Source organism: Inquilinus sp. CAU 1745 (assembly GCF_039839375.1).
GTDB lineage: Bacteria > Pseudomonadota > Alphaproteobacteria > DSM-16000 > Inquilinaceae > JBDOQU01.
The window spans coordinates 17,272-42,545 of record NZ_JBDOQU010000007.1; the positions used below are offsets into that span (position 1 = coordinate 17,272).

Annotated in this window: 27 protein-coding genes; 12 read left to right on the forward strand and 15 right to left on the reverse strand. The window is 68.0% G+C overall.

Going from position 1 to position 25,274, the window contains the following annotated elements; all coding sequences use genetic code 11:
- Window positions 1-63: 63 nt before the first annotated feature.
- From AAFN89_RS10135 to AAFN89_RS10155, 5 genes are read right to left on the reverse strand one after another with little or no spacing between them, the layout of a single operon-like run.
- On the reverse strand, window positions 64-843 hold the full coding sequence (locus tag AAFN89_RS10135; RefSeq protein WP_347538651.1) for an SDR family oxidoreductase: 780 nt from the start codon (window positions 841-843) through the stop codon (window positions 64-66).
- Window positions 844-848: 5 nt separating this feature from the next.
- Window positions 849-1,541 (reverse strand): DnaA/Hda family protein, encoded by a 693-nt coding sequence (locus AAFN89_RS10140; RefSeq protein ID WP_347538653.1) that lies wholly within the window; start codon window positions 1,539-1,541, stop codon window positions 849-851.
- Window positions 1,538-2,665 (reverse strand): AI-2E family transporter, encoded by a 1,128-nt coding sequence (locus tag AAFN89_RS10145; protein WP_347538655.1) that lies wholly within the window; start codon window positions 2,663-2,665, stop codon window positions 1,538-1,540. Before AAFN89_RS10145 ends, AAFN89_RS10140 begins: the two co-directional genes overlap by 4 nt.
- The gene (locus AAFN89_RS10150; protein ID WP_347538657.1) at window positions 2,662-3,234 is read right to left on the reverse strand and encodes a CDP-alcohol phosphatidyltransferase family protein; all 573 of its coding nucleotides are present in this window, start codon (window positions 3,232-3,234) and stop codon (window positions 2,662-2,664) included. The genes AAFN89_RS10145 and AAFN89_RS10150 overlap by 4 nt, the downstream gene beginning before the upstream one ends.
- 34 nt (window positions 3,235-3,268) lie before the next feature.
- The gene (locus AAFN89_RS10155) at window positions 3,269-4,450 is read right to left on the reverse strand and encodes a DUF2066 domain-containing protein (protein ID WP_347538659.1); all 1,182 of its coding nucleotides are present in this window, start codon (window positions 4,448-4,450) and stop codon (window positions 3,269-3,271) included.
- 61 nt (window positions 4,451-4,511) lie between these two features.
- Here AAFN89_RS10155 and purM point away from each other — a divergent pair, with 61 nt between their 5' ends.
- The 3 genes from purM to AAFN89_RS10170 all read left to right on the forward strand — a co-directional run bounded on the left by purM (window position 4,512) and on the right by AAFN89_RS10170 (window position 6,498).
- Window positions 4,512-5,624, forward strand: a complete 1,113-nt coding sequence (gene purM, locus AAFN89_RS10160) for a phosphoribosylformylglycinamidine cyclo-ligase (protein WP_347538661.1) — start codon at window positions 4,512-4,514, stop codon at window positions 5,622-5,624.
- On the forward strand, window positions 5,612-6,262 hold the full coding sequence (purN, locus tag AAFN89_RS10165) for a phosphoribosylglycinamide formyltransferase (protein ID WP_347538663.1): 651 nt from the start codon (window positions 5,612-5,614) through the stop codon (window positions 6,260-6,262). The genes purM and purN overlap by 13 nt, the downstream gene beginning before the upstream one ends.
- A gap of 92 nt (window positions 6,263-6,354) precedes the next feature.
- Window positions 6,355-6,498, forward strand: a complete 144-nt coding sequence (locus AAFN89_RS10170; protein ID WP_347538665.1) for a hypothetical protein — start codon at window positions 6,355-6,357, stop codon at window positions 6,496-6,498.
- A gap of 29 nt (window positions 6,499-6,527) precedes the next feature.
- On the opposite strand, the gene AAFN89_RS10175 is transcribed toward AAFN89_RS10170, so the two are convergent.
- Both AAFN89_RS10175 and ndk read right to left on the reverse strand, forming a co-directional pair.
- Entirely contained in the window at window positions 6,528-7,280 is a 753-nt protein-coding gene (locus AAFN89_RS10175; protein WP_347538667.1) for a DUF4336 domain-containing protein, read from the reverse strand.
- A gap of 262 nt (window positions 7,281-7,542) precedes the next feature.
- A complete protein-coding gene (gene ndk, locus AAFN89_RS10180; RefSeq protein WP_347538669.1) occupies window positions 7,543-7,965 on the reverse strand; it encodes a nucleoside-diphosphate kinase in 423 nt (140 codons plus the stop codon).
- A gap of 118 nt (window positions 7,966-8,083) precedes the next feature.
- Here ndk and abc-f point away from each other — a divergent pair, with 118 nt between their 5' ends.
- Window positions 8,084-9,967, forward strand: coding sequence for a ribosomal protection-like ABC-F family protein (gene abc-f, locus AAFN89_RS10185; RefSeq protein ID WP_347538671.1), 1,884 nt, complete (start codon window positions 8,084-8,086; stop codon window positions 9,965-9,967).
- Complete coding sequence (locus tag AAFN89_RS10190; protein ID WP_347538674.1) at window positions 9,964-11,304, forward strand: DUF2254 domain-containing protein; 1,341 nt, start codon at window positions 9,964-9,966, stop codon at window positions 11,302-11,304. The genes abc-f and AAFN89_RS10190 overlap by 4 nt, the downstream gene beginning before the upstream one ends.
- Here AAFN89_RS10190 and AAFN89_RS10195 read toward each other — a convergent pair.
- Together AAFN89_RS10195 and AAFN89_RS10200 are read right to left on the reverse strand one after the other, a co-directional pair.
- Window positions 11,301-11,789, reverse strand: coding sequence for a DNA polymerase III subunit chi (locus tag AAFN89_RS10195; protein WP_347538676.1), 489 nt, complete (start codon window positions 11,787-11,789; stop codon window positions 11,301-11,303). The genes AAFN89_RS10190 and AAFN89_RS10195 overlap by 4 nt on opposite strands.
- Window positions 11,789-13,270, reverse strand: coding sequence for a leucyl aminopeptidase (locus AAFN89_RS10200; RefSeq protein WP_347538678.1), 1,482 nt, complete (start codon window positions 13,268-13,270; stop codon window positions 11,789-11,791). Before AAFN89_RS10200 ends, AAFN89_RS10195 begins: the two co-directional genes overlap by 1 nt.
- 160 nt (window positions 13,271-13,430) lie before the next feature.
- On the opposite strand from AAFN89_RS10200, the gene lptF reads away from it, so the two are divergent.
- Genes lptF through rsmA form a run of 5 tightly spaced genes read left to right on the forward strand, consistent with a single transcriptional unit; the run spans window position 13,431 to window position 18,934 of the window.
- Window positions 13,431-14,555 (forward strand): LPS export ABC transporter permease LptF, encoded by a 1,125-nt coding sequence (lptF, locus tag AAFN89_RS10205; protein WP_347538680.1) that lies wholly within the window; start codon window positions 13,431-13,433, stop codon window positions 14,553-14,555.
- Window positions 14,556-14,571: 16 nt separating this feature from the next.
- Complete coding sequence (gene lptG, locus AAFN89_RS10210; protein ID WP_347538682.1) at window positions 14,572-15,669, forward strand: LPS export ABC transporter permease LptG; 1,098 nt, start codon at window positions 14,572-14,574, stop codon at window positions 15,667-15,669.
- Window positions 15,670-15,721: 52 nt separating this feature from the next.
- Window positions 15,722-16,990, forward strand: a complete 1,269-nt coding sequence (locus AAFN89_RS10215) for a peptidylprolyl isomerase (protein ID WP_347538684.1) — start codon at window positions 15,722-15,724, stop codon at window positions 16,988-16,990.
- A complete protein-coding gene (gene pdxA, locus AAFN89_RS10220; protein WP_347538686.1) occupies window positions 16,990-18,027 on the forward strand; it encodes a 4-hydroxythreonine-4-phosphate dehydrogenase PdxA in 1,038 nt (345 codons plus the stop codon). Before AAFN89_RS10215 ends, pdxA begins: the two co-directional genes overlap by 1 nt.
- Window positions 18,020-18,934 (forward strand): 16S rRNA (adenine(1518)-N(6)/adenine(1519)-N(6))-dimethyltransferase RsmA, encoded by a 915-nt coding sequence (rsmA, locus tag AAFN89_RS10225; protein WP_347538688.1) that lies wholly within the window; start codon window positions 18,020-18,022, stop codon window positions 18,932-18,934. Before pdxA ends, rsmA begins: the two co-directional genes overlap by 8 nt.
- A gap of 1 nt (window position 18,935) precedes the next feature.
- On the opposite strand, the gene gmk is transcribed toward rsmA, so the two are convergent.
- Both gmk and AAFN89_RS10235 read right to left on the reverse strand, forming a co-directional pair.
- Window positions 18,936-19,613, reverse strand: a complete 678-nt coding sequence (gene gmk, locus AAFN89_RS10230; RefSeq protein WP_347538689.1) for a guanylate kinase — start codon at window positions 19,611-19,613, stop codon at window positions 18,936-18,938.
- Window positions 19,610-20,500 (reverse strand): YicC/YloC family endoribonuclease, encoded by an 891-nt coding sequence (locus tag AAFN89_RS10235; protein WP_347538691.1) that lies wholly within the window; start codon window positions 20,498-20,500, stop codon window positions 19,610-19,612. The genes gmk and AAFN89_RS10235 overlap by 4 nt, the downstream gene beginning before the upstream one ends.
- 118 nt (window positions 20,501-20,618) lie before the next feature.
- Here AAFN89_RS10235 and AAFN89_RS10240 point away from each other — a divergent pair, with 118 nt between their 5' ends.
- A complete protein-coding gene (locus AAFN89_RS10240) occupies window positions 20,619-21,419 on the forward strand; it encodes an SDR family NAD(P)-dependent oxidoreductase (protein WP_347538693.1) in 801 nt (266 codons plus the stop codon).
- Window positions 21,420-21,499: 80 nt separating this feature from the next.
- Complete coding sequence (locus tag AAFN89_RS10245) at window positions 21,500-21,637, forward strand: hypothetical protein (RefSeq protein ID WP_347538695.1); 138 nt, start codon at window positions 21,500-21,502, stop codon at window positions 21,635-21,637.
- 144 nt (window positions 21,638-21,781) lie between these two features.
- Here the strand turns inward: AAFN89_RS10245 and mltG are convergent, their stop codons facing one another.
- From mltG to fabG, 4 genes are all read right to left on the reverse strand, one after another.
- On the reverse strand, window positions 21,782-22,762 hold the full coding sequence (gene mltG / locus AAFN89_RS10250; protein ID WP_347538697.1) for an endolytic transglycosylase MltG: 981 nt from the start codon (window positions 22,760-22,762) through the stop codon (window positions 21,782-21,784).
- 11 nt (window positions 22,763-22,773) lie between these two features.
- The gene (fabF, locus tag AAFN89_RS10255; RefSeq protein ID WP_347538699.1) at window positions 22,774-24,039 is read right to left on the reverse strand and encodes a beta-ketoacyl-ACP synthase II; all 1,266 of its coding nucleotides are present in this window, start codon (window positions 24,037-24,039) and stop codon (window positions 22,774-22,776) included.
- An 82-nt stretch (window positions 24,040-24,121) separates the two neighbouring features.
- On the reverse strand, window positions 24,122-24,361 hold the full coding sequence (locus AAFN89_RS10260; RefSeq protein ID WP_347538701.1) for an acyl carrier protein: 240 nt from the start codon (window positions 24,359-24,361) through the stop codon (window positions 24,122-24,124).
- Window positions 24,362-24,535: 174 nt separating this feature from the next.
- The gene (gene fabG, locus AAFN89_RS10265) at window positions 24,536-25,273 is read right to left on the reverse strand and encodes a 3-oxoacyl-[acyl-carrier-protein] reductase (RefSeq protein ID WP_347538703.1); all 738 of its coding nucleotides are present in this window, start codon (window positions 25,271-25,273) and stop codon (window positions 24,536-24,538) included.
- Window position 25,274: the final 1 nt, after the last annotated feature.

Genomic DNA, 25,274 nt, shown 5'->3' on the forward strand with positions numbered 1-25,274 from the left:
CCCAGCTTTAGTCCTCAATCCTTGACCCGGAATTAACGCCGCCTCCCGCCGCCTGGAACCTCTCTAGAGGGTGCCGGGGAACGCGCCGCCGTCCAGGAGCAGGTTCTGCCCCGTGATGAAGCCGGACCCCGAGGCGCAGAGGAAGGCGCAGGCGGCGCCGAATTCCTCCGGCCGGCCGAAACGGCGGGCCGGGTTGGAGGCCATGCGGGCCTTCCGAATCTCCTCCGCGTCCTTACCGGTGCGCTTGGCCCCGGCGACGATGTTCTGCTGCAGCCGGTCGGTGTCGAACGGGCCGGGCAGCAGATTGTTGATCGTGACGTTGTGGGCCACCGTCTCCCGCGCCAGCCCGGCGACGAAACCGGTGAGGCCGGCCCGCGCGCCGTTGGACAGGCCGAGGATGCCGATCGGCGCCTTCACCGCGCTGGAGGTGATGTTGACGATGCGGCCGAACTTCCGCTCGATCATCCCGTCAGCGACCGCCTTGATCAGCAGGATCGGGGTCAGCATGTTGGCCTCCACGGCCGCAAGCCATTCCTCCCGCCCCCAATCATGATAATCGCCGGGCGGCGGGCCGCCGGCATTGTTGACCAGTATGTCCGGCGACGGGCAGGCCGCCAGCGCGGCGGCGCGCCCGGCATCGGTGGTGATGTCGCCGGCGACGGGGGTGACGTGGACGCCGGTCGCGTCCGTGATCTCCCGCGCCGTCTTCTCCAGCGTCGCCTCCGTCCGCGCGGTGATGACGAGGTCGACCCCTTCGGCCGCCAGCGCCATGGCGCAGGCACGGCCCAGCCCCTTGCTGGCGGCGCAGACGATCGCCTTGCGTCCCTTAAGGCCCAGATCCATCGTTCCTATCCTTCCTGTCTTTCAAGTTCGTCCAGAACCGTGCGCGCCAGCGGCACGGTGATCGGCCCCCTTCGGGCGAGACTGGCGGCGTCCAGCGCCGCCACCACCCGCCGCGCGGCGGCGAAGCTGCGTTCGATGCGCGGCAGCAGATAGGCCACCACCTCCACCCCCACCCTCACCTGCCGGTCGGCGAACAGCTTCACCATCACTGCGCCCAGCAGGCTGTCGTCGGGTTCGGCGACCGCTACCGCCGGGGCGGCGCGAAGGCGGGAGGCGAGGTCCGGCAGCCGGATCGGCCAGCGGGAGGGCGGACGCCCCGCCGTCAGCAGCAGATGGCCGCCCTGTTCGCGCGCCAGATTGTAGAGATGGAAGAGAATCGTTTCGCCAGGCGTGCCGCACACGGCCTCCGCATCGTCGATGGCGACCGCGCCGCGCGCGGAGATCAGCGCCAGGGGGTTGGCGTCGGCGAGGGTCGCGGGGTCCGCGGTCACGGCGTTCGTGCGATGCCGCCAGACCTGGGTCAGATGCGTCTTGCCCGATCCGGCAGGGCCGTGGAGCACGAGCGCCGGGGCCGGCCAGTCGGGCCAGCGGTCCAGCCAGGCGACGGCGTCGGAATTGCTGTCTGCGACCAGAAAATCCTCCGCCCCCATCGCCGGCCGATGGCCGAGGTCGAGCGGAAGCTGCCGGGCCGGCGTCACGGCCGGCCGTCGATGGCGGAGGGATTGTCCGAAGCGGGGGCGCGTTCGCCGCCGGAATCAAGGATCACCGCCTCATCATGATAATAGGCGCTGGCCCGGTAGCGGCCGATGAAGAACCGAATCAGCACGCCGATGATCGCCGCCACCGGCACCGCCAGCAGCACGCCGGTGAAGCCGAACAGGCTGCCGCCGGCGAGCAGTGCGAACATCACCCAGACCGGATGCAGCCCGACGGAATCGCCAACCAGCTTGGGCGTCAGGAAGTTGCCCTCCACCACCTGGCCGAAGACGAATATGCCGGCGATTACGGCCCACATCGTCCAGCTGTCGAACTGGACGAGCGCGATGCCCATCGAGGCCACGAAGCCGACGATCGTGCCGACAAAGGGGATGAAGCTGAGGATGCCGGACATCAGCCCGACAAGGATGCCGAAATCCAGACCAGCAAAGGCGAGCGCGATGGCGTAGAAGCTGCCCAGCACGAGGCAGACCGTCCCCTGCCCGCGCACAAAGCTGGCGAGCGTGCGGTCGACCTCACGAGCAAGGCTCCGGATGGTGGCGGCGCTCCGGCGGGGCAGCAGCTCGTCGATATGGTCCGTCATCACGTCCCAGTCGCGCAGCAGGTAGAAGGCGACGACCGGCGTGATGACCAGGATCGACACCACGTCGATGACGGCGAGCCCGCCGCGCCAGAGACCGCCGAGCGCCGTGCCCAGCCATGACAGCGCCTTGCCGGCATAATCCCCGACGGCGGACCGGACCTCCTCGAAATCCTGCTGGGCGATCTGGTCGCGAAGCTGGCCGATGATCGGGGCCAGAAGGTTCTGAAGCGATTCACGGTAGGAGGGCAGCGCCTCGATGAACTGGGCTATCTGGTTCTGGAGGATCGGCACCAGCAGCACCAGCAGCAGGATCACGATGACCGCGAAGAGCAGCAGCACCAGCGTGGTCGCCACCCAGCGAGGCAGGCCGAGCCTTTGCAGCCGATCGGCCAGCGGGTCGAGCAGATAGGCGATCGCCATGCCGATGACGAAGGGCATCAGCATGCCCGACAGCAGCCACAGCAGCAGGCAGAGGACGACCAGCCCGATCAGCCAGAAGCGCAGATTCCGTGCTTCCGTCATGAGACTTCCTCCAATCCGATCCGGCGGCCCGCCTCTACCAGATAACCGAGGCCCGACACCACCGAGGTGACCGCCACCGCCCAGGCCAGCGGCGGCACCAGCCCGTAGGCCTCAAGCTCGAACGCCCCCACCGCCAGGCCGATGCCCGCGAGCACGATCTGAAGGAAGGTGTTGATCTTGCTGATCGCCGACGGCCTTATCGGCCCGTCGCCCGCGGCCAGCGTGTGGACCAGCACCGCGCCGCCGATGATGAAGAGGTCCCGCGACACGACCAGGACCACGATCCACACCGGCATCACGCCTGCATAGCCCAAAGCGAAGAACGCGCCAACGAGCATCGCCTTGTCCGCCATCGGATCGAGATAGGTGCCCAGCACGCTCCGCGCCTTCAGCAGGCGGGCCAGGATGCCGTCCACGGCATCGCTGACGCCGGACACGACGAACAGCCAGAAGGCCCACTGGAACTCCCCGATCAGGACGAGCCAGACGGTGACCGGCGACGCGCAGAGGCGGCCCAGGCTGACGAGGTTGGGCAGCGTCGCGCCCATCTTGAAGACACGTTCGAACACGGGCGGCAATACCTGTCGCAGACACCTGTCAGGATCAGAACGCGCCCGTCAGCCGAAGCTCGGGTGCATAGACGCCTTCGCGGATGGTCAGGTTCTGCTGGGCGATCGCCTCCCGAAACTGCGCCTCGCTGCCCATGAAGCGGATATCGACCACCGCCTCGCGCGGGGACAGGCTGAGGATGTCGGCCTCGACCACCGTCGGCACCTGGCGCAGCCGCTCCTGGATGTTGAACCAGCTGTCTCCGGTCCCCGCGAGCGGCACCAGCACCGTCATGCTGTTGCGCTCGCCCGACTGGACCTGCGCCTGCGAGCGCCAGGATTCGTCCAGGAGGGCGGTGGTCTGTTCGACCGCCAGTGCAAGCTGGTTCGCCCCCTCCTCCCCCTCTGCCGCCTGTGGGACGGAAATCTGTTCGGAACCGCCCGACGTCCGGCCGCCATAGCGGTTGACGGTCACCGACAGGGATTCGCCCTGCGGTTCGGCGACCGCGACCACCACCTCCCGCGCGCCATAGCGCTGCGCCATCGTCTCCAGCGCCGCCGTGTCGCCCGACAGCGCGGCGTCGATGTCGACCTCCCGCATGTCCTGGAGGTCGCCGAACGGCACCACGACCGGCACCAGGCTGTTGCCGTCCGGGAAGTCCAGCCAGGCGGCGAGCCAGGGGTTCGGGCTGTCCCAGAGGCGCGTGCCCGATTCGCCCCGATAGACCGGGATGATGAGCGCCGGCTGGGTCGGCGGCGCGGCGAAAGTCGCGCCGCGGCTGCTCAGGAGTTGGCGGACCTCTTCGGGCCGGAAGGAATAGGTGAGGGTCGCGATGTAGCGGCCGGCGGCCGTCTGCTCCTCCTCCACCTGGAAGCTCTGCAGCAGGCGCGCGACCGTCTCCGGCGGCAGGCTGGATGGATCAAGCTCCGCCTGGCTGACGCCGAGCCGTTCTGCGAGCTGGCCGAGCGCGATGCCCTGCCCCTGGAAAAAGGCCTGGTCCCGCGCCTCGGAGGCCGTGCCGGCGGTGACGTCGACCTCCACCCCCGACACGGTATAGAGGGCGTCGGACTGCGTCGCCGCCGGCGCGGGAGGAGGCGCGGGCGCGGGTTGAGCCTGCGCGGCTCCCGGCGGCTCCAGCGGCAGCGTTTCGATCACCGCGCCATCCTGCGCCCGGACGCCCGTCGGAAGGGCCAGCAGAACGGACAGGATGGCGAGAGTCGCGAGGCGTTGGAGCATTGCAAAGAGTTCCGTTTCGGCTATGTTCGGCGCGGCCGAGGCAGGCCCGTTATACGCCAGCATGCGCGAGGTTGCCATCACCACCCCATCTTCCGCCAGCCCTCCCGCCAGGGGCGACGCCTACCGGCGCGCCGGCGTGGACATCGATGCCGGCAACAGGTTCGTCGACGCCCTGAAACCCCACGCCAAAAGCACGCTTCGCAACGGCGCGATGGGCGGGCTGGGCGGTTTCGGCGCCCTTTTCGATCCCAGGGCCGCAGGGTTCAAGGACCCCGTGCTGGTTGCGGCGACCGATGGGGTCGGCACGAAGCTGAAGATCGCGATCGATGCCGGTATGCACAACACGGTCGGCATCGATCTTGTTGCGATGTGCGTGAACGATCTGGTGGTGCAGGGCGCCGAGCCGCTGTTCTTCCTGGATTATTTCGCCACCGGCAAGCTGGAGGTCGACCAGGCCGAAGCCGTCGTCGCCGGCATCGCGGAAGGCTGCCGGCAGGCGGGCTGCGCGCTGATCGGCGGAGAGACGGCGGAGATGCCGGGGCTCTATGCGGGTGGCGACTACGATCTGGCCGGCTTCGCCGTCGGCGCGGCGGAACGCGACCGACTGCTGACCGGCGACAGGGTGGCGGAAAGCGACGTCGTGCTGGGGCTGGCCTCAACCGGCGTCCATTCCAACGGTTTCTCGCTGGTCCGCCGGATCGTGGAGGAGCAGGGGCTGCGCTACGATGCGCCGGCGCCATTCGACAGCGGGCGGACGCTGGGCAAGGCGCTTCTGACGCCGACCCGCATCTATGTGAAGAGCGCGCTGGCGCTGCTGGAAGCCGGGGCGGCGAACGCCTTCGCCCACATCACCGGCGGCGGGCTTCTGGAGAATATCCCGCGGGTGCTGCCCGACGGGCTGGGCGTGCGGCTGGACGCCGCCGCCTGGACGATGCCGCCGGTTTTCGGCTGGCTGAAGCGCGCGGGGGATTTGAGCGAAACCGAGATGGCGCGCACCTTCAACAGCGGCATTGGCATGGTCGTGCTCGTGCCTGAGGCGCGCGCGGAGGAGGCCCTGGCGCTGCTGCGCGACCATGGCGAGACCGCCAGCCGCATCGGCCATGTCGAACGCGCCCAGGACGGCGATGGCGAGCGGGTCCGCATCGACGGGGCGGAGGCGGCGTGGCGCGCCTGAAGGCGGCCGTGCTGATTTCCGGGCGGGGCAGCAACATGGTGGCCCTGCTGGACTCCTGCGCCGATCCCGCCTTCCCGGCGGAGATCGTCACCGTCATCTCCAACCGTCCCGGAGCCGCCGGTCTGGCCAGGGCGGAAGCGGCCGGCATCCCGACGCGGGTCATCGACCACCGCGCCCATCCGGGGCGGGAGGATTTCGAGGCGTCGCTGACGGCGGCGCTGGAGGAGGTGGGAGCGGAGCTGGTCTGCCTCGCCGGCTTCATGCGGCTGCTGACCCCGGGCTTCGTCGACCGCTGGGCGGGACGGATGGTCAACATCCACCCTTCCCTGCTGCCGGCCTTCAAGGGGCTGCATGTCCATGAGCAGGCGCTGGCGGCCGGCGTGCGCGTCACCGGCTGCACCGTCCATTATGTGACGGCGGAGATGGATGACGGACCGATCATCGCGCAGGCCGCCGTCCCGGTGATGCCGGGCGACACGCCCGACGCGCTGGCGGCGCGGGTGCTGGTGGCGGAGCACAAGGCCTATCCGATGGCGTTGAAGCTGGTCGCCGAAGGCCGCGCCCGGATGGGCGGCGGCGAGGTCGAACTGGACGGAACTGTTTGGGAACAAGAGGTTCTGCTGTCCCCGCCGCGCTGATCGTCCTGCGACGAGATGACCTGATTTCGCTTGATTAAGCGCCGCCGGGACTCTAATTAGCCCTTAGTTTCTGTGACGATCGTGAGGCATCGATGGCGACCGACGGTAAGCGCCTTGGAGAAGACGAGATGCTGGAGGCGCGGCAGGCTTTCTGGTCCGGGTTCCTCAAGTTCAGCACGTACAGCATCGTCGGCGTGTCGCTGCTGCTGATCATCATGGCGCTGTTCCTGCTCTGATGATCGCGGGGCCGATGGCCCTTCCCGATTCATAGAAGCCAGCGGAACGCGCGGCGGAGTTCCGCCTCTCCATCCTCCTGATACCAGCGCCCGTGGGCGAGGATGACCCGATCGGGCTTCCAGCCGATCATCGTCTCCACCGCCCGGCGGAGCGTCGCCTTGTGGCGGGAGAAGGTGAGGCGCATGTCCCGAGGCATCTGCCCGTCGGGATCCTGAACGCCGCCGAGGCGGGTCAGCCAGCGCGTCCAGAGGGACCCAAGCTTCTCCGGCTCGAAATTCTCGATCAGGTCGGTGAGGACCAGCGTCCGGCTGGGGCGATGGAAGAACTCCACCTCCGTCATGTAGCCGCTTTCGATCGGCAGGGTCGCGACGGCTTCGTCCCAGGGATAGCCGGTTTCGCCGGCCAGCTCGCGGGCGGGAAAGTCGATCCGGCCGCGCGCCTGCTCCCGGATGCGCGGGGCCAGGTAAATCTCGGCATCGGGATAGGCATCCCGCCAGTCGGGTATCCACCAATAGTGGATGCGGTTCGGGCCGACGATCCATGCCGGCCGTCCGATCCGCGCAACCTCCTCCCTCAACCCGTCCGTCAGCGGCGTCGGCGAATGGACGAACAGCGCGTTTCCGGGAAGGCGGATGATGGTCATCCGCGTCGGGAACGGCATCCGCGCCCAGGCGGGCCCGAACCGGATGACCGGCCCGTCGACGATCCAGACATCGTCGGCGACCGGCTTCAGCGTACCGAGCGGCGGATAGGTGACGAGGTCGTCATGAGCGTCACACATGTTCTGACAGTTCGGCTGTGAGGTTTCCCATGTTGGTCATTCCGGCCTTCGAGCCGGAATCCGTACGGCGTTGACTTCCCATGGATGCTGGATCAAGTCCAGCATGACATTGTTTTTATTGGTCATTCCAGCGGAGGCTGGATTCCATGGGCCGCCGCCGCTCCACTGGCGGTGAGAGAGAGGCCACTTCCAGAAACAAAAAGGGGAGGCCGGAGCCTCCCCTTGTCCTCGACTGACGTCAAGGAAGCCGGAACGTCCGGGCTCAGCCGACGATTTCGGTCTGGCTGAAGAAGAAGGCGATTTCCGTCGCGGCGTTTTCCGCGCTGTCGGAGCCGTGGACCGAGTTGGCCTCGATCGATTCCGCGAAATCCTTGCGGATGGTGCCTTCCGCGGCGTTCGCCGGGTTGGTGGCGCCCATGATCTCGCGGTTGCGGGCGACGGCGTTCTCACCCTCCAGCACCTGGACGACCACCGGGCCGGAGGTCATGAAGGCGCAGAGATCGTTGAAGAAGGCGCGTTCGGCGTGGACGGCGTAGAACTTGCCGGCCTGATCGCCGGTCAGGTGAAGGCGCTTCTGCGCGACGATGCGCAGGCCCTGCTCCTCGAACCGGGCGTTGATCTTGCCGGTCAGGTTGCGGCGGGTGGCGTCCGGCTTGATGATCGAAAGGGTCCGTTCGACGGCCATTGCAGTTCCTTGGAAGCGCTGTTGGGATTGAAAGTGCGCGGCCTTATATACGGCCCGGCGTCGCGGGGCAACCGCCCGCCTCGCCGACCCCGGAAAGCCATGCTATCAAGCCCCCGCCATGCTTCAGATCAATGACCTCACCTACCGCATCGGCGCCCGTACCCTGTTCGACGAGGCGACGGTGGCCGTCCATGAGGGCCATCGCGTCGGCCTCGTGGGTCCGAACGGCACCGGCAAGACGACGCTTCTGCGCCTGATCCTGGGGACTATCGCGTCCGACGGCGGGTCAATCGCCGTGCCGCAACGCTGGCGAATCGGCACCGTCGCGCAGGAGGCGCCCGACGGCGATCGGAGCCTGCTGGAGACGGTGCTGGCCGCCGACAAGGAACGCGCCTCCCTGCTGGCGGATGCCGAGACGGCGACCGACCCGCACCGGATCGCGGAAATCCACACACGGCTGGCCGACATCGAGGCCCATGCCGCCCCGGCGCGGGCCGGCGCGATCCTGAGCGGCCTTGGCTTCGACGACAGCGCGCAGGCCCGCCCCTGCCGGGAATTCTCCGGCGGCATGAGGATGCGCGTGGCCCTGGCCGCGACGCTTTTCACCCGCCCCGACCTGCTGCTGCTGGACGAGCCGACCAACCATCTGGACCTGGAGGCGGCGCTGTGGCTGGAGGGGTTCCTGAAATCCTATCCGGCGACCATGCTGATGGTCAGCCATGACCGCGGCCTGCTGAACCGCGTCGTCGACACCACCATCCATCTGGATAACGGCAAGCTGATCTCCTACGCCGGCGGCTACGACCAGTTCGAACGCACGCGGCGGATGAAGCTGGAGCATCTGGCGGCCCAGCAGACCAAGCAGCTTGCCCAGCGGCGGCACATGCAGGCCTTCATCGACCGGTTCCGCTACAAGGCGTCGAAGGCCCGGCAGGCGCAGAGCCGCATCAAAGCGCTGGAGCGGATGGAGCCGATCGCGTCGGTCGCCGATGAGCGGACCGTCACCTTCGACTTCCCCTCGCCGGAACCCCTGTCCCCCCCGCTGTTGACGCTGGAGGGCGTCAAGGCCGGTTATGGGGAGAAAATCGTGCTGTCCGGCCTGTCTCTGCGGCTGGACGGGGAGGACCGGATCGCGCTGCTGGGCGCGAACGGCAACGGCAAATCCACCTTCGTCAAGCTGCTGGGCGACCGGCTGAAGCCGCTGGACGGCACGGTCCGCAAGTCGTCGAAGCTGAAGGTCGGCTATTTCGCCCAGCACCAGACGGAGGAGCTGGACACGCGCCTGACGGCGCTGGCCCAGGCGATGGCCTGGATGAAGCCGGCCACGGAGGAGAAGGTCCGCGCCCATCTGGGCCGCTTCGGCTTCCCCCAGAAGCGGGCGGAGACGAAGATCGCCGACATGTCCGGCGGCGAGAAGGCGCGGCTGCTGTTCGCGCTGGTCAGCCGCGACGCGCCGCACATCCTGCTGCTGGACGAGCCGACCAACCATCTGGACGTCGACAGCCGGCAGGCGCTGGTCCAGGCGATCAACGCCTATGAAGGCGCGGTGGTGCTGATCACCCATGACCCGCACCTGATCGAGTTGACGGCCGACCGGCTGTGGCTGGTCGCCGACGGGACGGTCAGCCCGTTCGACGGCGATATCGACGATTACCGGAAACTGCTGAACGAACAGCGTCGCCAGGAACGGGCGGAGCTTCGGGCGGAAAAGACGGACGGCGCCGACATCGCCAACCGCAAGGATGTCCGGCGGGCGGCGGCGGAGAACCGCGCCGCCCAGGCCCCGTTGCGCCGCCGGGCGAAGGAGGCGGAGGCGCTGATCGCGAAGCTGGAGAGGGAGCGCGCGGCGCTGGAGGGCAAGCTGGCCGATTCCGGCCTCTATGACGGCCCGCCTGAAAAGGTGACGGAATTGCAGATCAGGCTGCACGAGACCGCCAGCCGAATCGCGGAAGCCGAGGAAAGCTGGCTGGCCGCCCAGGAGGCTCTGGAGGCGACCGGATGAACCTCCGGGCCGTCCACCGCCTGCCCTTCCGGCTGTTCCGGTCGGTCAGCGCCAGCTACTGGTTCCTGCCTACCCTGCTGCTGATTCTCGCTCTGGCAGTAGCCGCCCTCACCCTATTTATCGATTACCGCGTCGATGGCTGGCCCCGCGCCGTCGGCTGGTTGACGCCAGACGATGCGGGCGCGATCCGCACCCTGATGGGCGCCATCGCTGGATCGATGATCACGGTCGCCGGCGTGGCCTTCTCCCTCACCATCGCTGCCTTCGCCCACGCCTCCGGCACGTTCGGTCCCCGGTTGATCACCAATTTCATGAGCGATCGGGGCAATCAGGTCACGCTGGGCGTCTTCGTCGCCACTTTCGCCTTCTGCATAACCGTCCTGGTTTCGACCCGTGGCGACGGTGAAGAGGCGTTCCTCCCGCGTCTTTCGGTGATAACGGCGCTGGGCCTGACGCTGGCGAGCCTGACGGTGCTGATCTACTTCATCCACCACGTCCCGGAGATGCTGAACATCTCAAACATCCTGGGACAGTTGGGCCACAACCTTCAGCACCATATCGCAGGGCTGGAGGAAGACGGCGCCGGCGGCGGAGACGTCCCGCCCGAAACCGGGCGCCGACAGGCCGTGAACGCGCCGCGATCGGGCTATGTACAGAATGTCAACCGCCACGCCCTGATAGAGCTGGCGGCAGAGCGCGGACTGGTGGTCCGCCTCGCCTGTCCGCAGGGCGGGTTCGCCGTGCAGGGGCGCCCCCTGCTGACGGTTGCGGGGGAGAATCCGCTGACCGAAGAGGATTCGGACGCCCTGGCGGAAGTGGTGGCGCTGGGCGACGAGCGCACCGCCAACCAGGACATCGTCTTCATCATCGACCAGCTTGTCGAGGTGGCGGTGAGGGCGCTTTCGCCGGCGGTCAACGATCCGTTCACCGCGATCACGGCCATGAACTGGGCGGGATCGGCGCTCTGCCTCCTCGCCCGGAAGGCGCCAGTGCGCCGTGTCTGGCGAGATGAAGCCGGCGCGGCGAGGCTGATCGAGACCCCTATCACCTTCGAGACCATGGCCGATCATTTCCTGGACAATATGCGCCCGCACGTCCACGGGTCGCGCGCCGCGGGCCTCCGGCTGTTGCAGGTGCTGAGGCTGATCGCGGGGGAGCCGCTGACTGCCGACCAGAGACGGCTGGTCGCCCGCCACGCCCGCGCCGTCCACGATGGCTGCGCGACGGAGATAGCCCATCCGCGCGACATGGCCGCCATCGCGGAGGAGCGCGACAATGTTCTAGCCGCGCTTCGACAGGATCGCGACGCGGACGACGATCCGGCGCTGGCGCTTTAGGCATCCGCCTCCGAAGGCCCGCCGCCGCCTTCCACGCGGCGCTTCTCCTGCCAGTTTCCCGCTTCCCCCTGCTGCCAATAGGCCAGCGTATGGCCGGCCTGCTGGCAATGCTTCCAGCGTTCCCGCGCCTGCGCGACCGCTTCGGTGTCGTTGCCATCGAACAGGTCGCAGACCAGATTGTAGTCGGTGATGCGGGCGGAGTTCGCGCCGTCGGTCAGGAACAGCACGGTGGCGCCGTTCGGGTTTTCGTCCTGGACGGTCAGCCAGATGGGCTGCCGAGTCGCCTCCCCGTCCTTCGCGCCGCCATGGGGCAGGAAGCTGCGTTCGCTATAGGTCCAGAGCGTCTGGACGAGGGATTCCACCCTGTCCTCCGACCCTGCCATGACCACCGCGCGCCACCCGCGCTCCCGGCATTTCTCCAGGAGTTCGGGCAGCGCCTGGTCCAGCGACTTGCGGACGAGATGGTAGAAGCGGATCTCCGTCATCAGCCTTCGTAATGATCGGCGACGAGACGGTCGAGCAGGCGGACACCGAAGGCCGTGCCGCCCTTGGGCACGGTGGGCGTATCCTTCTTCGACCAGGTGACGCCGGCGATGTCCAGATGCGCCCACGGCGTCTTGTTGACGAAGCGCTGGAGGAACTGGCCGGCGACGATGGCCCCGCCATTGCGGCTGCCTGAGATGTTCTTGACGTCAGCGATGTCGCTGTCGATCTGCCGGTCGTAGCTGTCGCCGAGCGGCATCCGCCACAGATGCTCCTCCACCGCCTTGCCGGCGGCGGTCAGACGATCGGACAGTTCGTCGTCATTGGCGAACAGGCCGGCATAGTCCGTGCCGAGCGACACGATGATCGCGCCGGTCAGGGTCGCCAGATTGACCATGAAGCGGGGCTTGAACCGGTCCTGGGCGTACCAGAGTGCGTCGGCCAGCACGAGGCGGCCTTCGGCGTCGGTATTCAGCACCTCGATCGTCTGACCGGACATGGAGGTGACCACGTCGCCCGGGCGCTGCGCCGATCCGGATGGCATGTTCTCCGCCAGCCCGATCACGCCGACCGCGTTCACCTTCGCCTTCCGGCCGGCCAGCGCCTTCATCAGCCCTGTGACGACGCCGGCGCCGCCCATGTCCCACTTCATGTCCTCCATCCCGCCGGCCGGCTTGATGGAGATGCCGCCGGTGTCGAAGGTCACGCCCTTGCCGACGAAGGCGACGGGCTGGTCCTTATCCTTGCCGCCCTTCCACTGCATGACGACGAGCCGGCTGTCGCGGACGGAGCCCTGCCCGACGCCGAGCAGCGCGCCCATGCCCAGCTTCTTCATCTTCTTTTCGTCCAGCACCTCGACCTCGACGCCCAGCGAGGCCAGCTCCAGGCACCGTTCGGCGAAGCTTTCGGGATAGAGGACGTTGGCCGGCTCCGTCACCAGGTCGCGGGTCAGGAAGACGCCGTCGGCGATCTTCTCCAGCCGGGCGAACGCCTTCTTGGCCGCGGCCTTGTTCGCCGAACCCACCGTCAGTTTGGCGAGGGCAGGCAGCGCCTCCGGCTTCCGGGTCGTGCGGTACTTGTCGAACCGGTAGGAGCGCAGGAGAGCGCCGAACGCGACATCCGCCGCCGAATCTTCCGCCTCCACGCCGTCGAGCAGGATCGTTGCCTCCGCATCCTTCATGCGAAAGAGGTTCGCCAGCACCACGCCACCGACCTTCTGCAACGCGATGGCGTCCAGCTTGCCCGCGTCGCCCAGCCCGACCAGGAGAATCCGGTCGGCGTCGATTCCGGAGGGGGCGACGATGGACAGGAGGTCTTCCCGCTTGCCCTTGAAGCGCGGGGCGGCGGCAAGCGCCCGGCCGACCAGCCCTCCGGTCTTCTCGTCAAGCGAGGCGGCGGCCGGTGTCAGAGCCCCGTCGGACAGGATTCCGGCGACCACGGCGCCCTTCTTGGGCAGCGACAAATCGGCAAAGCTGATCTTCATTCAAAAGCCCTCGGTCTTGCGTTTCGGTTGAGCCCCGCGCGCCGGAAGGAAATGGCGGCGGCCGGCGAAGAAGGATCCGGAGACGCGCCAGGACAATATGGCGGAAAGGTCGTCCACGGCCTTTCCCCCTGCCCCGGCGGCTCGTATATAGTGCGCGGCGATGAACCGTATCAGCCTTTACATCTTCCGTCATCTGGCCGTCGCGACCGTGATCTCGACGACCGTGCTGACCTTCGCGATCTGGCTCACCCAGTCCCTGCGGCTGATCGAGGTGATCGTCGACGGGTCCGCGCCGTTCGGCATCTTCCTCCAGATGGTGGTGCTGTCGCTACCGAAGTTCCTGACCGTCGTCATACCCGTGGCGATGGTCGGCGCGGTGCTGTTCACCTACAACCGCCTGCTCCAGGACAGCGAGCTGGTGGTGATGCGGGCGGCGGGCATGGGGCCGGTGCGGCTGGCCTTGCCGGCGGCGGCCATGGCGATCGTCGTGGCGCTGGCGGTGATGGCGCTCAATCTCTATTTCGTGCCGGTGTCCAACCAGACCTTCCGTGACATCCGGACTGTGGTCCGCGCCGATTATTCCGCCCTGTTCCTGCGCGAGGGCCAGTTCAACGCCCTGTCGGACGGGCTGACCGTCTATATCCGGGAGCGGGCGCGCAACGGGGAGCTTTCGGGCATCCTGATCCACGACAACCGCGACCCGGCGGAGCCGGTGACGATGGTGGCGGAGCGCGGCGCGCTGGTGAACGCCGATGCCGGCCCGCAGGTGGTGCTGTTCGACGGCAACCGGCAGGAAGCGGTGCGCGCGACGAACCAGGTCAACGTCCTCTATTTCGACCAGTATGCGGTGGATTTGCAGACGCTGGAGCCGCAGGTGGCCGACGCCGTCCGCAACCGGGACGCCGACGAGCGCTTCATCGGAGAGCTTCTGAACCCCGACATGGAGGACAATTGGGAGGCCGCGCAGTCTGTGGAACTGCGCAGCGAGGGCCACCAGCGCCTGTCCAGCCCCCTGATGGCGTTCGGCTTCGTCGCGATCGCGATGGGCGCGCTGCTGTCCGGGGAGTTCAGCCGGCGCGGCCAGAACGGCCGGCTTCTGGGCGCCATCGCCGCCGTGGTGCTGTTGCAGGCCTGCTATATGGGCCTGTCGAGCGCATCACAGGAGAATGCTTCCCTGTTCCCCGCGCTCTACGCGCTGCCGCTGGCGGCCATGGTGGCCGGGATCCTGCTGATGCACCGCCGGCCGGGCGCGTGGCGGCGGCGCATCCTCCACGCGACGGCCTGACCGACCGGAACGCGACATGATCAGACTGTCCCGCACGCTTTCCTTCTACATCGCCCGCCAGTACCTGATGTGGTTCCTGGGGCTGATGCTGATCCTCACCGGCGTCATCTGGCTGTTCGAGATCGTGGAGATGCTGCGCCGCGCGGCGTCCCGCGACGCCATCGGCTTCGGCGTGGTGCTGAAGCTGACGCTGCTGAAGCTGCCGGAGACGGTCCAGACGCTGTTCCATTTCGCCGTGCTGTTCAGCGCCATGTTCACCTTCTGGCGGCTGACGCGCAGCCAGGAGCTGGTGGTGGCGCGGGCGGCCGGCGTGTCAGTCTGGCAGTTCCTGTTCCCCGTCCTGGTGGTCGCCGCCGGGCTGGGCGTCGCCAAGATCGGGGTGATCAACCCGATCGGCGCGGCGATGCTGACCAAGTACGAGCAGATGGAGGCGGCCTATTTCGAGGGCCGGACCAGTTTCCTGGAAATCTCAGGCGGGGGCATCTGGCTGCGCCAGGGCAGCGAGGACGGCAGCGCGATCATCTTCGCCACCCAGACCGATCCGGAGGAGGTGGCGCTGGAGAACGCCATCGTCTTCCTCTACGGGCCGGAGAACGAATATGAGGGTCGCATCGACGCCGAGCGCATGACGCTGAGGAACGGCTATTGGGAGATGCTGTCCGCCCGGGTAACCATGGGCGCCGAACAGCCGCGGTTCGTGCCGGCCTACCGGCTGCCGACCGACCTGACGCCGCAGAGCATAGAGGACAGCTTCGCCACGCCGGAGACGCTGTCCTTCTGGGACCTGCCGGAATTCATCCGGACGCTGGAGGAAACCGGCTTCTCCAGCCTGCGCCACCGCATCTACTACAACGCCCTGCTGGCCCAGCCCTTCCTGCTGGCGGCCATGGTGCTGTTCGCCGCCGCCTTCTCTCTGCGCCAGACGCGGCGCGGCGGGGCGCTGGTGATGGTGATCGGCGGGGTGGTCACGGGCTTCACTTTATTCCTGATGAACGACCTGGTCCTGGCGCTGGGGCTGGCGGAAAGCATCCCCGTGCTGATGGCGGCCTGGAGCCCGGCGCTGATCGCGCTGATGATCGGCACGGCCACGCTGCTGCATCTGGAGGATGGCTGAACCCGTGCATGACTGTTTACCGCCGCCTCCAAGCCTGTTAATCCGGCGAGCCATGATCCGAGCCTTCCGCATCTTCGCGCCCCTGCTGCTGATCTGCCTGACGGTAGCCGGCGGCGCCTACGCCCAGTCGGCCAGCGAGAGCATCGCGGCCGTCGTGAATGACGACATCGTCTCCACCTCCGACCTGGAGGCCCGGCTGCGGCTGGGGCTCCTGACCTCGGGGCTGGCCGACACGGCGGAGAACCGGGACCGGCTGCGTCCCCAGGTGCTGCGGTCGCTGATCGACGAGACGCTGCAACGCCAGGAGGCGCAGCGTCTGAGCATCGAGGTCGACCCGGCGCGCGTGGAGGAGGCGGTGGCGACCGTCGCCTCGCAGAACGGCATGTCGCCCGACCAGATGCGCCAGATGCTGGGACAGGCGGGCATCCCCCTTTCCACCCTGGAGGCGCAGATCCGCACCAACATCGCCTGGAGCGAGATGGTGCAGCGGCGGCTGGCGACCCAGGTGAATATCGGCGAGGAGGAAATCAACGACGTCCTGAGCCGGATGGAGGCCGATCGCGGCCGCCCGGAATATCTGCTGGCGGAGATCTTCCTGTCCGTTGACGAGCCGAGCCAGGAGGCCCGGGTGCGGCAGCTTGCCGAGAGCCTGGTCCAGCAGATCAGGGCCGGCGCCAGCTTCTCTGCCGTGGCAAGGCAATTCAGCCAGTCCGCCGGCGCGGCCCAGGGCGGCGACATGGGCTGGGTGATCGAAGGACAGTTGGATCCCGCCCTGGATGAGGCGGTCGCCGCGATGGAGCCGGGCACGGTGTCCAGCCCGATCCGCACGGTGATGGGCTATCACATCCTGCTGCTGCGCGATCAGCGGCGCGCGCTGCTGCCCGATCCGGGCGACACGGTCATCAGCCTGCGCCGGCTGGCCATCCCCTACCCGCCCAATCCGACCCAGGCCGACGTGGCCGGCGTGGTGGCGCGGGTGGAGGAAGCCCGCGCCGCCGTCGACGGCTGCGATTCCCTTCAGGCGCAAGCCGACGCGCTGGGCGTGGGCGGGACGACGGATGCCGGGCGAGGCGAGATCCGCAACCTGCCGCCGGCGCTGAGCGAGCTGGTCGCCGACCTGGAGGTCGGGCAGGCCACCGGGGTTCAGCGGGCGCAGGACGGGGCCGTCTTCTTCATGGTCTGCGACCGTGAGGAGCCGGACAATGCCGGCCCGTCCCGCGAGGACATCGCCCGCAGCCTGGGCATCCAGCGGGTGGACATGCTGCAGCGTCGCCTGCTGCGCGACCTGCGGGCGGCGGCGTTCATCGACGTCCGCGTGTGATGGCGCGGCGCGCGCCTCTGCCGCTTGCCGTCACGATGGGCGAACCGGCCGGCATCGGCGGGGAGATCACGCTGGCGGCCTGGAGCGTGCGCTACGATCGCGGCCTGCCGCCCTTCTTCCTGATCGACAGCCCGCAGCGGGTGAAGACGCTGGCGGATCATCTGGGCTGGCGGTTGCCGGTCGAAGCCATCGACCGGCCGGAGGACGCTGTGGAGGCGTTCGACCAGGCGCTACCGGTCCTGCCGCTGGAGATGGCGGTCGAATCCATCCCCGGCCGCCCGGACCCGAAGAACGGCCGGGCCGTGATGGACAGCATCCGACAGGCCGTAACGCTGACTTGCGAAGGACGCGCGGCGGCGGTGGTGACCAACCCCATCCAGAAGAGCGCCCTCTACGAAAGCGGCTTCGCCTTCCCCGGCCATACCGAGTTCCTCGCCGATCTTTCGGGAACCAAGACCCGGCCGGTGATGATGCTGGTCTGTTCCGAATTGCGCGTGGTGCCGGTCACGATCCATGTGCCGCTGCGCGAGGCGCCGGCGCTGCTGACGAAGGAAGCCATCATCCATTGCGCGCTGGTCACCGCCGACGCGCTGAATCGGGACTTCTCGCTGACGCCGCCGCGCCTCTCGGTCACCGGCCTCAACCCCCATGCCGGGGAGAAGGGCGGCTTGGGGACCGAGGAGGATGAGATCATCCGCCCGGCGGTGGACGAACTGCGCGCCATGGGGCTGGCGGTCGACGGGCCGCACCCGGCGGACACGATGTTCCACGAGCGGGCGCGGGCGCAGTACGACGCCGCGATCTGCATGTATCACGATCAGGCGCTGATCCCGATCAAGACGCTGGATTTCGACCGGGGCGTCAACACCACGCTGGGCCTGCCTTTCGTCCGCACCTCCCCCGACCATGGCACGGCGCTCAGCATCGCCGGGAAGGGCATCGCCAGCGCCGAGAGCTTCATCGCCGCGCTGGAGCTGGCCGACCGCACCGCCGCCCAGCGGGCGCGCCGCGCCGCCGTCGCGAACGATCTTGGCTGATCCGGGAGACAGCCCCGGCCGGACGCCCTTCGATCCTGCCGCCCTGCCGCCGCTGCGGGAGGTGATCGCGCGCCACGAGCTGGGGGCGCGCAAGGCGCTGGGACAGAACTTCCTCCTGGACCTCAACCTCACGGCCCGCATCGCGCGGTCGGCCGGCGACCTTTCGGGCGTCACGGTGATGGAGGTGGGGCCCGGCCCCGGCGGGCTGACCCGCGCCCTTCTGGCCACCGACGCCCGCGCCGTGGTGGCGGTGGAGCGCGACCCGCGCTGCGTCGCGGCGCTGGCCGACCTCCAGGCGGCGGCGGGAGGGCGGCTCACCATCGTCGAGGGCGACGCGCTGGAGGCCGATCCGGTGGATCTCGCCCCCGCCCCGCGCGCGGTGGTCGCCAACCTGCCCTACAACGTCGCCACGCCCCTGCTGCTGGGCTGGCTGAAGCGGATGGACGCGTTCCGCAGCCTGACGCTGATGTTCCAGAAGGAGGTCGCCGACCGGCTGGTCGCCCGTCCCCGCACAAAGGATTACGGCCGGCTGTCGGTCATGACCCAATGGAAGGCCGAAGCCCGGCCCGTCATGACCCTGCCGCCCCGCGCCTTCACCCCGCCGCCCAAGGTGGAGTCGACAATCGTCCATCTGACGCCGCGCCCGACGCCGGAGCCGGCATCCTGGGCGGCGATGGAGACGGTGGTGGCGGCCGCCTTCGGCCAGCGCCGGAAGATGCTGCGCGCCAGCCTGAAGACGCTGGGGAACGCCGAGGCGTTGCTGGAAGCGGCGGAACTGCCGCCGACCGCGCGCGCGGAGGAGATCGACGTGGCGGGGTTCGCGCGGCTGGCGAGGGCGTTTGAAGAACGAGACCCCTCACCCTCCCGCTTCGCGGGTCCCTCCCTCTCCCACAAGGGGAGAGGGTAGGTTATAGGTCGTTCTTCAAGTCCTGCACGAAGTCCGAGAGGCCGGTCTGGCGGGCGAGTTTCAGGCGTTCGGCGCGGAGGATGGCTTCGGCCTGGGTTACGCTCTTGCGCAGCACCTTGTTGACGATGATGTAGTCATATTCCGGGTAGTGGCTGATCTCTTCCGACGCCTTCGCCATCCGGCCGGCGATCACCTCCTCGCTGTCCTGGGCGCGGGAGCGCAGGCGGCTTTCCAGCGCCTCGGCGGAGGGCGGCAGGACGAAGATGCTGACCAAATCGCCGCGCGCGGAATCGCGAAGCTGCTGGGTGCCCTGCCAGTCGATGTCGAACAGGACGTCGCGGCCTTCGGACAGCGCTGCCTCCACGGCGAAACGGGGCGTGCCGTATTCGTGGCCGAAGACCTTCGCGTGTTCAAGAAGCTCCCGGTTCGCCACCATCTGCCGGAACCGTTCGGGCGAGACGAAATAATAGTCCACCCCCTCCTCTTCCCCCGGCCGCATCGGGCGGGTGGTGACGGAGACGGACATGGCCAAATTCTCGTCACGCTCCAGCAACTGCCGGGAGATCGTGGTCTTCCCCGCGCCCGAGGGCGAGGACAGCACAAGCATCAGCCCGCGACGATGGATTTCGGGATGGGTGTCGCCGGCCGCGGCCGGCGGGGTGGCCGCCTCTGGGGTCATTCGATGTTCTGCACCTGCTCACGGAACTGATCGATCGTCGCCTTGAGGTCGAGCCCGATACGGGTCAGCGCCACGTCCGACGATTTGGAACAAAGGGTGTTGGCCTCGCGGTTGAATTCCTGGCAGAGGAAATCCAGCCGCCGGCCGGACGGCTCTCCGGAGCCGAGAAGCTGGCGGGCCTGGGCGATATGGGCGGTCAGCCGGTCAAGCTCCTCCCTAACGTCGGCCTTCAGTATCAGCAGGGCCGCTTCCTGCGCCAGCCGTTCCTCCGACAGCGCCGGCGAGGCGTCGAGGAGGGCCGTGACCTGCGTGCGCAGCCTCTCCTTCAGCGCCTCCGGCTGGACGGCGGCGGTGGCGGCCGCCTCGGCGACCAGCGATTCGATCTTCTCCATATGGCCGCCCAGCGCCGAGGCGAGACGTCGCCCCTCCTCCGCCCTGGCTTCGGCCAGACGGTCGAGCAAGATTCGCAGATCGCGTTCGATCGGACCCGCGCTCGCTTCGGCGTCGGCCTCGCCATCGCCCGTCACCGGCTCCACCACGCCGCGCACCGCCAGCAGCGCGTCGATGCGCGGCGGCGTCTCCGGATCGGCGGAGCGGGCGACCGCCAGCACCTCCTCCAGGAACGGCCGGTTGATCGCATAGGCCGACGCGCCGGCGACGCGCGCGACGGTCAGGGAGACGGTGACGTTGCCGCGCTTGAAGCGGCGGGCGAGCTCCGCCCGCGCCACGGGCTCCAGCCTCTCGTGACCAGACGCCAGCCGGCAGCGCAGGTCCAGCGCCTTGCCGTTGACGCTGCGCGCCTCCCACACCCAGGAGAGCGCGCCCTCCCCGCCTTCGACGCGCGCGAAGCCGGTCATGCTGGAAAGGGCGGGTGAGGAGGCGTCCATGGGTCTGCGGGGTTCAGGTCTTGAGGGTTTCGGCCGAACGGGTTGCCAATGAGGCAAAGCGCGGTCCTTATAGCCCCGGATGCCTGACGGCAACAACCTTCCGACGGAACGGAGCCTCATGCGCGAGCCCCAGACGATCCTGATCACCGGCGCGTCGAGCGGCATAGGCGAGGCGCTGGCGCTAGACTACGCCGCAGAAGGGAAGACCCTGATCCTGACCGGGCGCGACCTGGACCGGCTGGACGAGGTCGCGACCAAGTGCCGGGCGGCCGGGGCGGAGGTGCGCGCCGCGACGATCGACGTGACCGATCGCGACTTCCTCGCCGACTGGCTGGCGACCGTCGACGAGGCGACGCCGATCGACCTCGTCATCGCCAATGCCGGCATCTCCGGCGGGACCAGCGGCGGCAAGGAAAGCGATGAGCAGGCACGGCGGATCTTCGCGACCAATCTCGACGGCGTCCTGAACACCGTTCATCCGCTGATCGAGCGCATGGCGGCCCGCAGGCGCGGCCAGATCGCGCTGATGAGTTCCCTCGCCGCCTTCCGCGGCTTTCCCAGCACGCCCGCCTATTGCGCGTCGAAGGCCGCCGTCAGGATCTATGGCGAAAGCCTGCGCGGCGCGCTGAAGCCCAGGGGCGTGCAAGTCAGCGTCATCTGCCCCGGCTTCGTGCGGTCGCGGATGACGTCGGTCAACCCGTTCCGGATGCCCCTGCTGATGGACGCCGCGAAGGCGGCGAGGATCATCCGGCGCGGCCTGGCCCGCGACCGGGCGCGCATTGCCTTCCCCTTCCCCATCTATTTCGGCGTCTGGATGGTAGGCGCGCTGCCGCCGTCGCTGACCGACCGGCTGCTGGCGCGGATGCCCCGGAAACCGTCGCTGGAGCAGGAGGAAAGGGCGCGGGAGACGGCGCTGTGACGGCGGTCATCCAAAAGAGCGCTGGACGGCGCTATTTAAAATTCATCTAATATTGATGAAACTATATCGGAGGGCTCGCCATGGCCCATCTGCCGTTCGATCGGGATGCCGATCGTTCCGAACTCACCATTGCCGTCCGCGAGGCGGTCGCGCTGGTCCTGTTCGGCGCCAGCGTCTTCGCGCTCATCCTCCTGGGCCACGGGGCGCTGCAGGGGTAGCGCCTTCCTCTTCCTGTGCCGGTGATGCGGCAAGGGCCTATGGATTCCGGATCAAGTCCGGAATGACCAATAAAAACAACATCATGCTGGACTTGATCCAGCATCCATACGGTGTCCATGGCAGGCGGAGTACGGGGCTTGTTGTCACTCCTCCGACTGCTGGCGGACGCGGCGCCATTGGGCGACGTTGCGGTTGTGTTCGGCCAGGGTCTCGGCGAAGGCATGGCCGCCAGTGCCGTCGGCGACGAAATAGAGGTAGTCGGTGTCGGCGGGATTCAGGGCCGCCTGGATGGACTGGATGCCGGGATTGGCGATCGGTCCCGGCGGCAGTCCTGCAACGTGATAGGTGTTGTAGGGGGATTCGAACGCCCAATCCGTGCGCAGCAATTCCCGGCCCAGCGGGGCGGCCCCTTCCGTCAGCGCGTAGATCACCGTCGGGTCCGATTGCAGCGGCATGCCCCGACGCAGCCGGTTGACGAAGACGCTGGCGACCATCGGCCGTTCGCCGGCAACGCCGGTCTCCTTCTCGATGATCGAGGCCATGGTGAGGGCTTCCTCCGGCGTCTCGTAGGGCAACCCCTCCTCCCGGTCCTCCCACGCTGACGCCAGCGCCTCGTCCATCGCCGCCTCCATACGGTCGAGGATGCTTTCCCGGCTGTCGCCCCGGACATAGTGATAGGTTTCCGGCAGGAGCGATCCTTCGGGTGGAACGCTTTCGATCTCTCCCGTCAGCCGGTCCTCCTCCTGGAGGGTGGCGACGATCTCAGCCGACGTCCGGCCCTCCGGGACCGTGACGGAATAGGTGACGGTCTGGCCGGTGGCCATCAGCGTCATGGCCTCTTCCGGGCTGACATTCGCCGGAAAGGCGTATTCGCCGGCCTGGAGCGCGCGCTCCTGCCGGTTGGCGTATACGCCGGCGATGAATATCCAGCGATTGTCGATCACGTCGGCTTCGACCAGCCGGTCGGCGATGGCGTTGAGGCCGGTCCCGCGCGGGACCTGGACGATCGTCTCCTCGGCGAGCGTGCCCGGCTCCTGGAATTCGAGCATGACGAACCAGAACGCGCCCGCCGCGATGACGGCGAGCGCGGTCAGCCCCGCGAAGATCCGCGCCAGCGCCCGCATGACGCGCGGCCTCAGCTAAACTGCTTGAAGATCAGGCTGGCGTTGGTGCCGCCGAAGCCGAAGCTGTTGGACAGCGCGGCCCGCACCTTCTTCTCCTTCGCCTGCCTGGGCACCAGATCGACGCCGACACAACTATCCGACGGATCGTCGAGGTTGAGCGTCGGCGGCACAATTCCGTCCCGGATGGCGAGGATCGAATAGATCGCTTCCACCGCCCCGGCTGCGCCCAGCAGGTGGCCGATGGCCGATTTGGTGGACGACATCGAGAGGTTGTCGATCGCCGGTCCGAACAGCCGCTTGACCGCCCCCAGTTCGATCTCGTCGCCCAGCGGGGTGGAGGTGCCGTGGGCATTCACATAGCCGATGTCTTCAGGATTGAGCCCGGCGCGCTTCATCGCCGCGTCCATGGCCCGGAAGCCGCCATTGCCGTCTTCCGGCGGGGCTGTGACATGGTAGGCGTCGCCGGACATGCCGTAGCCCACGATCTCGCCATAGATCTTCGCGCCGCGCTTCTTCGCGTGCTCAAGCTCCTCCAGCACGACGATGCCGGCGCCTTCGCCCATGACGAAGCCGTCGCGGCCCTTGTCGTAGGGGCGGGACGCCTTTTCCGGCGTGTCGTTGTAGCTGGTGGAGAGCGCACGGGCGGCGGCGAACCCGCTGAGGCCCAAACGGCAGATCGCCGCCTCCGCGCCGCCGGCGACCATGACGTCGGCGTCATCCCACATGATGAGGCGCGAGGCGTCCCCGATCGCGTGGGCGCCTGTCGAGCAGGCGGTGACGACCGAATGGTTCGGCCCTTTGAACCCGTACTGGATGGAAACCTGGCCCGAGGCGAGGTTGATCAGCACGGCCGGGATGAAGAAGGGCGACATGCGCCGGGGGCCGCGCTCCAGGAGCGTCGTGTGGGCGTCGGAGATGCCCTGGAGGCCGCCGATGCCCGACCCGATCATGACGCCGGTGCGTTCCCGCTCCCGCTCGTCATCGGGGGTCCAGTCCGCATCCTCCACGGCTTCCTTCGCCGCGGCCATCGCGAACAGGATGAATTCGTCGTTCTTGCGGACTTCCTTTGGCGGCACGAAATCCGCCGGATGCCACAGGCCCGACCCCGCCTCGCCGCGCGGCGCCTGCCCCGCGATCCTGGATGGCAGGTCGGAAACGTCGAACCGTTCGATTCTGGAGATGCCGGACTCGGCGTTAGTGAGCCGGTCCCAGTTGGTCTTCACCCCCACGCCAAGGGGGCTGACCATGCCCAGGCCGGTTACGACAACGCGGCGCATGCTGTTCCTCGAAAACGTTTCGACGGATTGACCGGGCGGCGGGGGACGCAAAAGGCTGGTCCCCACGCCATGCCCGAACGGCTTACTTGCCGGTATTGGCCTCGATGAAGTCGATCGCGTCCTTGACGGTCATGATCTTCTCCGCGGCATCGTCGGGAATCTCGACCCCGAACTCCTCCTCGAACGCCATCACCAGTTCGACGGTGTCGAGGCTGTCGGCCCCCAGATCGTCGATGAAGCTGGCGGACTCGGTCACCTTCGCTTCCTCGACACCCAGATGCTCGATGACGATCTTCTTCACGCGTTCGGCGACATCACTCATTATCAGGGCCTTTCGACTGCTTTCGTTTGCTTTGAGCAATTACCCGGTTGGATCCGTGATCACCGGGTAAGTTCAATGACCCGGAAATCCGGGCGTCACATAACACACATGGTTGGGCGACACCAGCGTCAGGGGCCGCCCGAACCGACCGTCCAAACCGGCCTGAAGGGCCGGTCAGGGCATCGCCATGCCTCCGTTGACATGGAGCGTCTGGCCGGTGACATACCCGGCCTCCTCGCTGGCGAGATAGGCCACGCCGGCGGCGATCTCCGCCGGGTTCCCCAGGCGGCCGCCGGGAATGGTCCCGAGGATGCGCTCCTTCTGCTCATCCGTCAGCACGTCGGTCATGGCGCTGGCGATGAAGCCCGGCGCGACGCAGTTGACGGTGATCCCACGGCCGGCGAGTTCCGCCGCCAGCGATTTCGTCATGCCGACCATCCCCGCCTTCGACGCGGCGTAGTTCGCCTGCCCAGGGTTGCCGGTGAAGGCGACGACGGAGGTTATGCCGACGATCCGGCCCCAGCGCCGTTTCATCATGCCCCGCATGACGGCGCGCGACAGGCGGAAGGCCGACACCAGATTGACCTCCAGCACCTGAAGGAAATCCTCGTCCTTCATGCGCATGGCGAGGTTGTCGCGGGTCATGCCGGCATTGTTGACCAGGATGTCCACCCGGCCCATCGCCTCCTCCGCCGCCCTGGCGACGGCGTCCGCGCCTTCCGCCTTGGAGAGATCGCCCGGCGTCACATGCACCCGGTCGCCCAGCGAGTCGGCGACCTCCTTCAATTTGGCTTCGCGCGTGCCCGACAGGGCGACCTCCGCCCCCCTGCCGTGCAGCGCCTCGGCGATCGCGCGGCCGATGTCGCCGGAGGCGCCGGTGACGAGAGCGGTCTTGCCGGTGAGATCGAACATC

What these genes read in the sequence shown, in the direction of transcription:
- AAFN89_RS10155 (WP_347538659.1), bottom strand. Translation starts at nt 4,450, where the DNA reads ATGCTCCAACGCCTCGCGACTCTCGCCATCCTGTCCGTTCTGCTGGCC.
- AAFN89_RS10245 (WP_347538695.1), top strand. Translation starts at nt 21,500, where the DNA reads ATGGCCCATCTGCCGTTCGATCGGGATGCCGATCGTTCCGAACTCACC.
- lptF (WP_347538680.1), top strand. Translation starts at nt 13,431, where the DNA reads ATGAACCGTATCAGCCTTTACATCTTCCGTCATCTGGCCGTCGCGACC.
- pdxA (WP_347538686.1), top strand. Translation starts at nt 16,990, where the DNA reads ATGGCGCGGCGCGCGCCTCTGCCGCTTGCCGTCACGATGGGCGAACCG.
- AAFN89_RS10215 (WP_347538684.1), top strand. Translation starts at nt 15,722, where the DNA reads ATGATCCGAGCCTTCCGCATCTTCGCGCCCCTGCTGCTGATCTGCCTG.
- AAFN89_RS10200 (WP_347538678.1), bottom strand. Translation starts at nt 13,270, where the DNA reads ATGAAGATCAGCTTTGCCGATTTGTCGCTGCCCAAGAAGGGCGCCGTG.
- mltG (WP_347538697.1), bottom strand. Translation starts at nt 22,762, where the DNA reads ATGCGGGCGCTGGCGCGGATCTTCGCGGGGCTGACCGCGCTCGCCGTC.
- abc-f (WP_347538671.1), top strand. Translation starts at nt 8,084, where the DNA reads ATGCTTCAGATCAATGACCTCACCTACCGCATCGGCGCCCGTACCCTG.
- AAFN89_RS10170 (WP_347538665.1), top strand. Translation starts at nt 6,355, where the DNA reads ATGGCGACCGACGGTAAGCGCCTTGGAGAAGACGAGATGCTGGAGGCG.
- fabG (WP_347538703.1), bottom strand. Translation starts at nt 25,273, where the DNA reads ATGTTCGATCTCACCGGCAAGACCGCTCTCGTCACCGGCGCCTCCGGC.
- ndk (WP_347538669.1), bottom strand. Translation starts at nt 7,965, where the DNA reads ATGGCCGTCGAACGGACCCTTTCGATCATCAAGCCGGACGCCACCCGC.
- AAFN89_RS10145 (WP_347538655.1), bottom strand. Translation starts at nt 2,665, where the DNA reads ATGACGGAAGCACGGAATCTGCGCTTCTGGCTGATCGGGCTGGTCGTC.
- AAFN89_RS10135 (WP_347538651.1), bottom strand. Translation starts at nt 843, where the DNA reads ATGGATCTGGGCCTTAAGGGACGCAAGGCGATCGTCTGCGCCGCCAGC.
- AAFN89_RS10195 (WP_347538676.1), bottom strand. Translation starts at nt 11,789, where the DNA reads ATGACGGAGATCCGCTTCTACCATCTCGTCCGCAAGTCGCTGGACCAG.
- AAFN89_RS10190 (WP_347538674.1), top strand. Translation starts at nt 9,964, where the DNA reads ATGAACCTCCGGGCCGTCCACCGCCTGCCCTTCCGGCTGTTCCGGTCG.
- AAFN89_RS10260 (WP_347538701.1), bottom strand. Translation starts at nt 24,361, where the DNA reads ATGAGTGATGTCGCCGAACGCGTGAAGAAGATCGTCATCGAGCATCTG.
- gmk (WP_347538689.1), bottom strand. Translation starts at nt 19,613, where the DNA reads ATGACCCCAGAGGCGGCCACCCCGCCGGCCGCGGCCGGCGACACCCAT.
- fabF (WP_347538699.1), bottom strand. Translation starts at nt 24,039, where the DNA reads ATGCGCCGCGTTGTCGTAACCGGCCTGGGCATGGTCAGCCCCCTTGGC.
- lptG (WP_347538682.1), top strand. Translation starts at nt 14,572, where the DNA reads ATGATCAGACTGTCCCGCACGCTTTCCTTCTACATCGCCCGCCAGTAC.
- purM (WP_347538661.1), top strand. Translation starts at nt 4,512, where the DNA reads ATGCGCGAGGTTGCCATCACCACCCCATCTTCCGCCAGCCCTCCCGCC.
- AAFN89_RS10175 (WP_347538667.1), bottom strand. Translation starts at nt 7,280, where the DNA reads ATGTGTGACGCTCATGACGACCTCGTCACCTATCCGCCGCTCGGTACG.
- AAFN89_RS10235 (WP_347538691.1), bottom strand. Translation starts at nt 20,500, where the DNA reads ATGGACGCCTCCTCACCCGCCCTTTCCAGCATGACCGGCTTCGCGCGC.
- AAFN89_RS10240 (WP_347538693.1), top strand. Translation starts at nt 20,619, where the DNA reads ATGCGCGAGCCCCAGACGATCCTGATCACCGGCGCGTCGAGCGGCATA.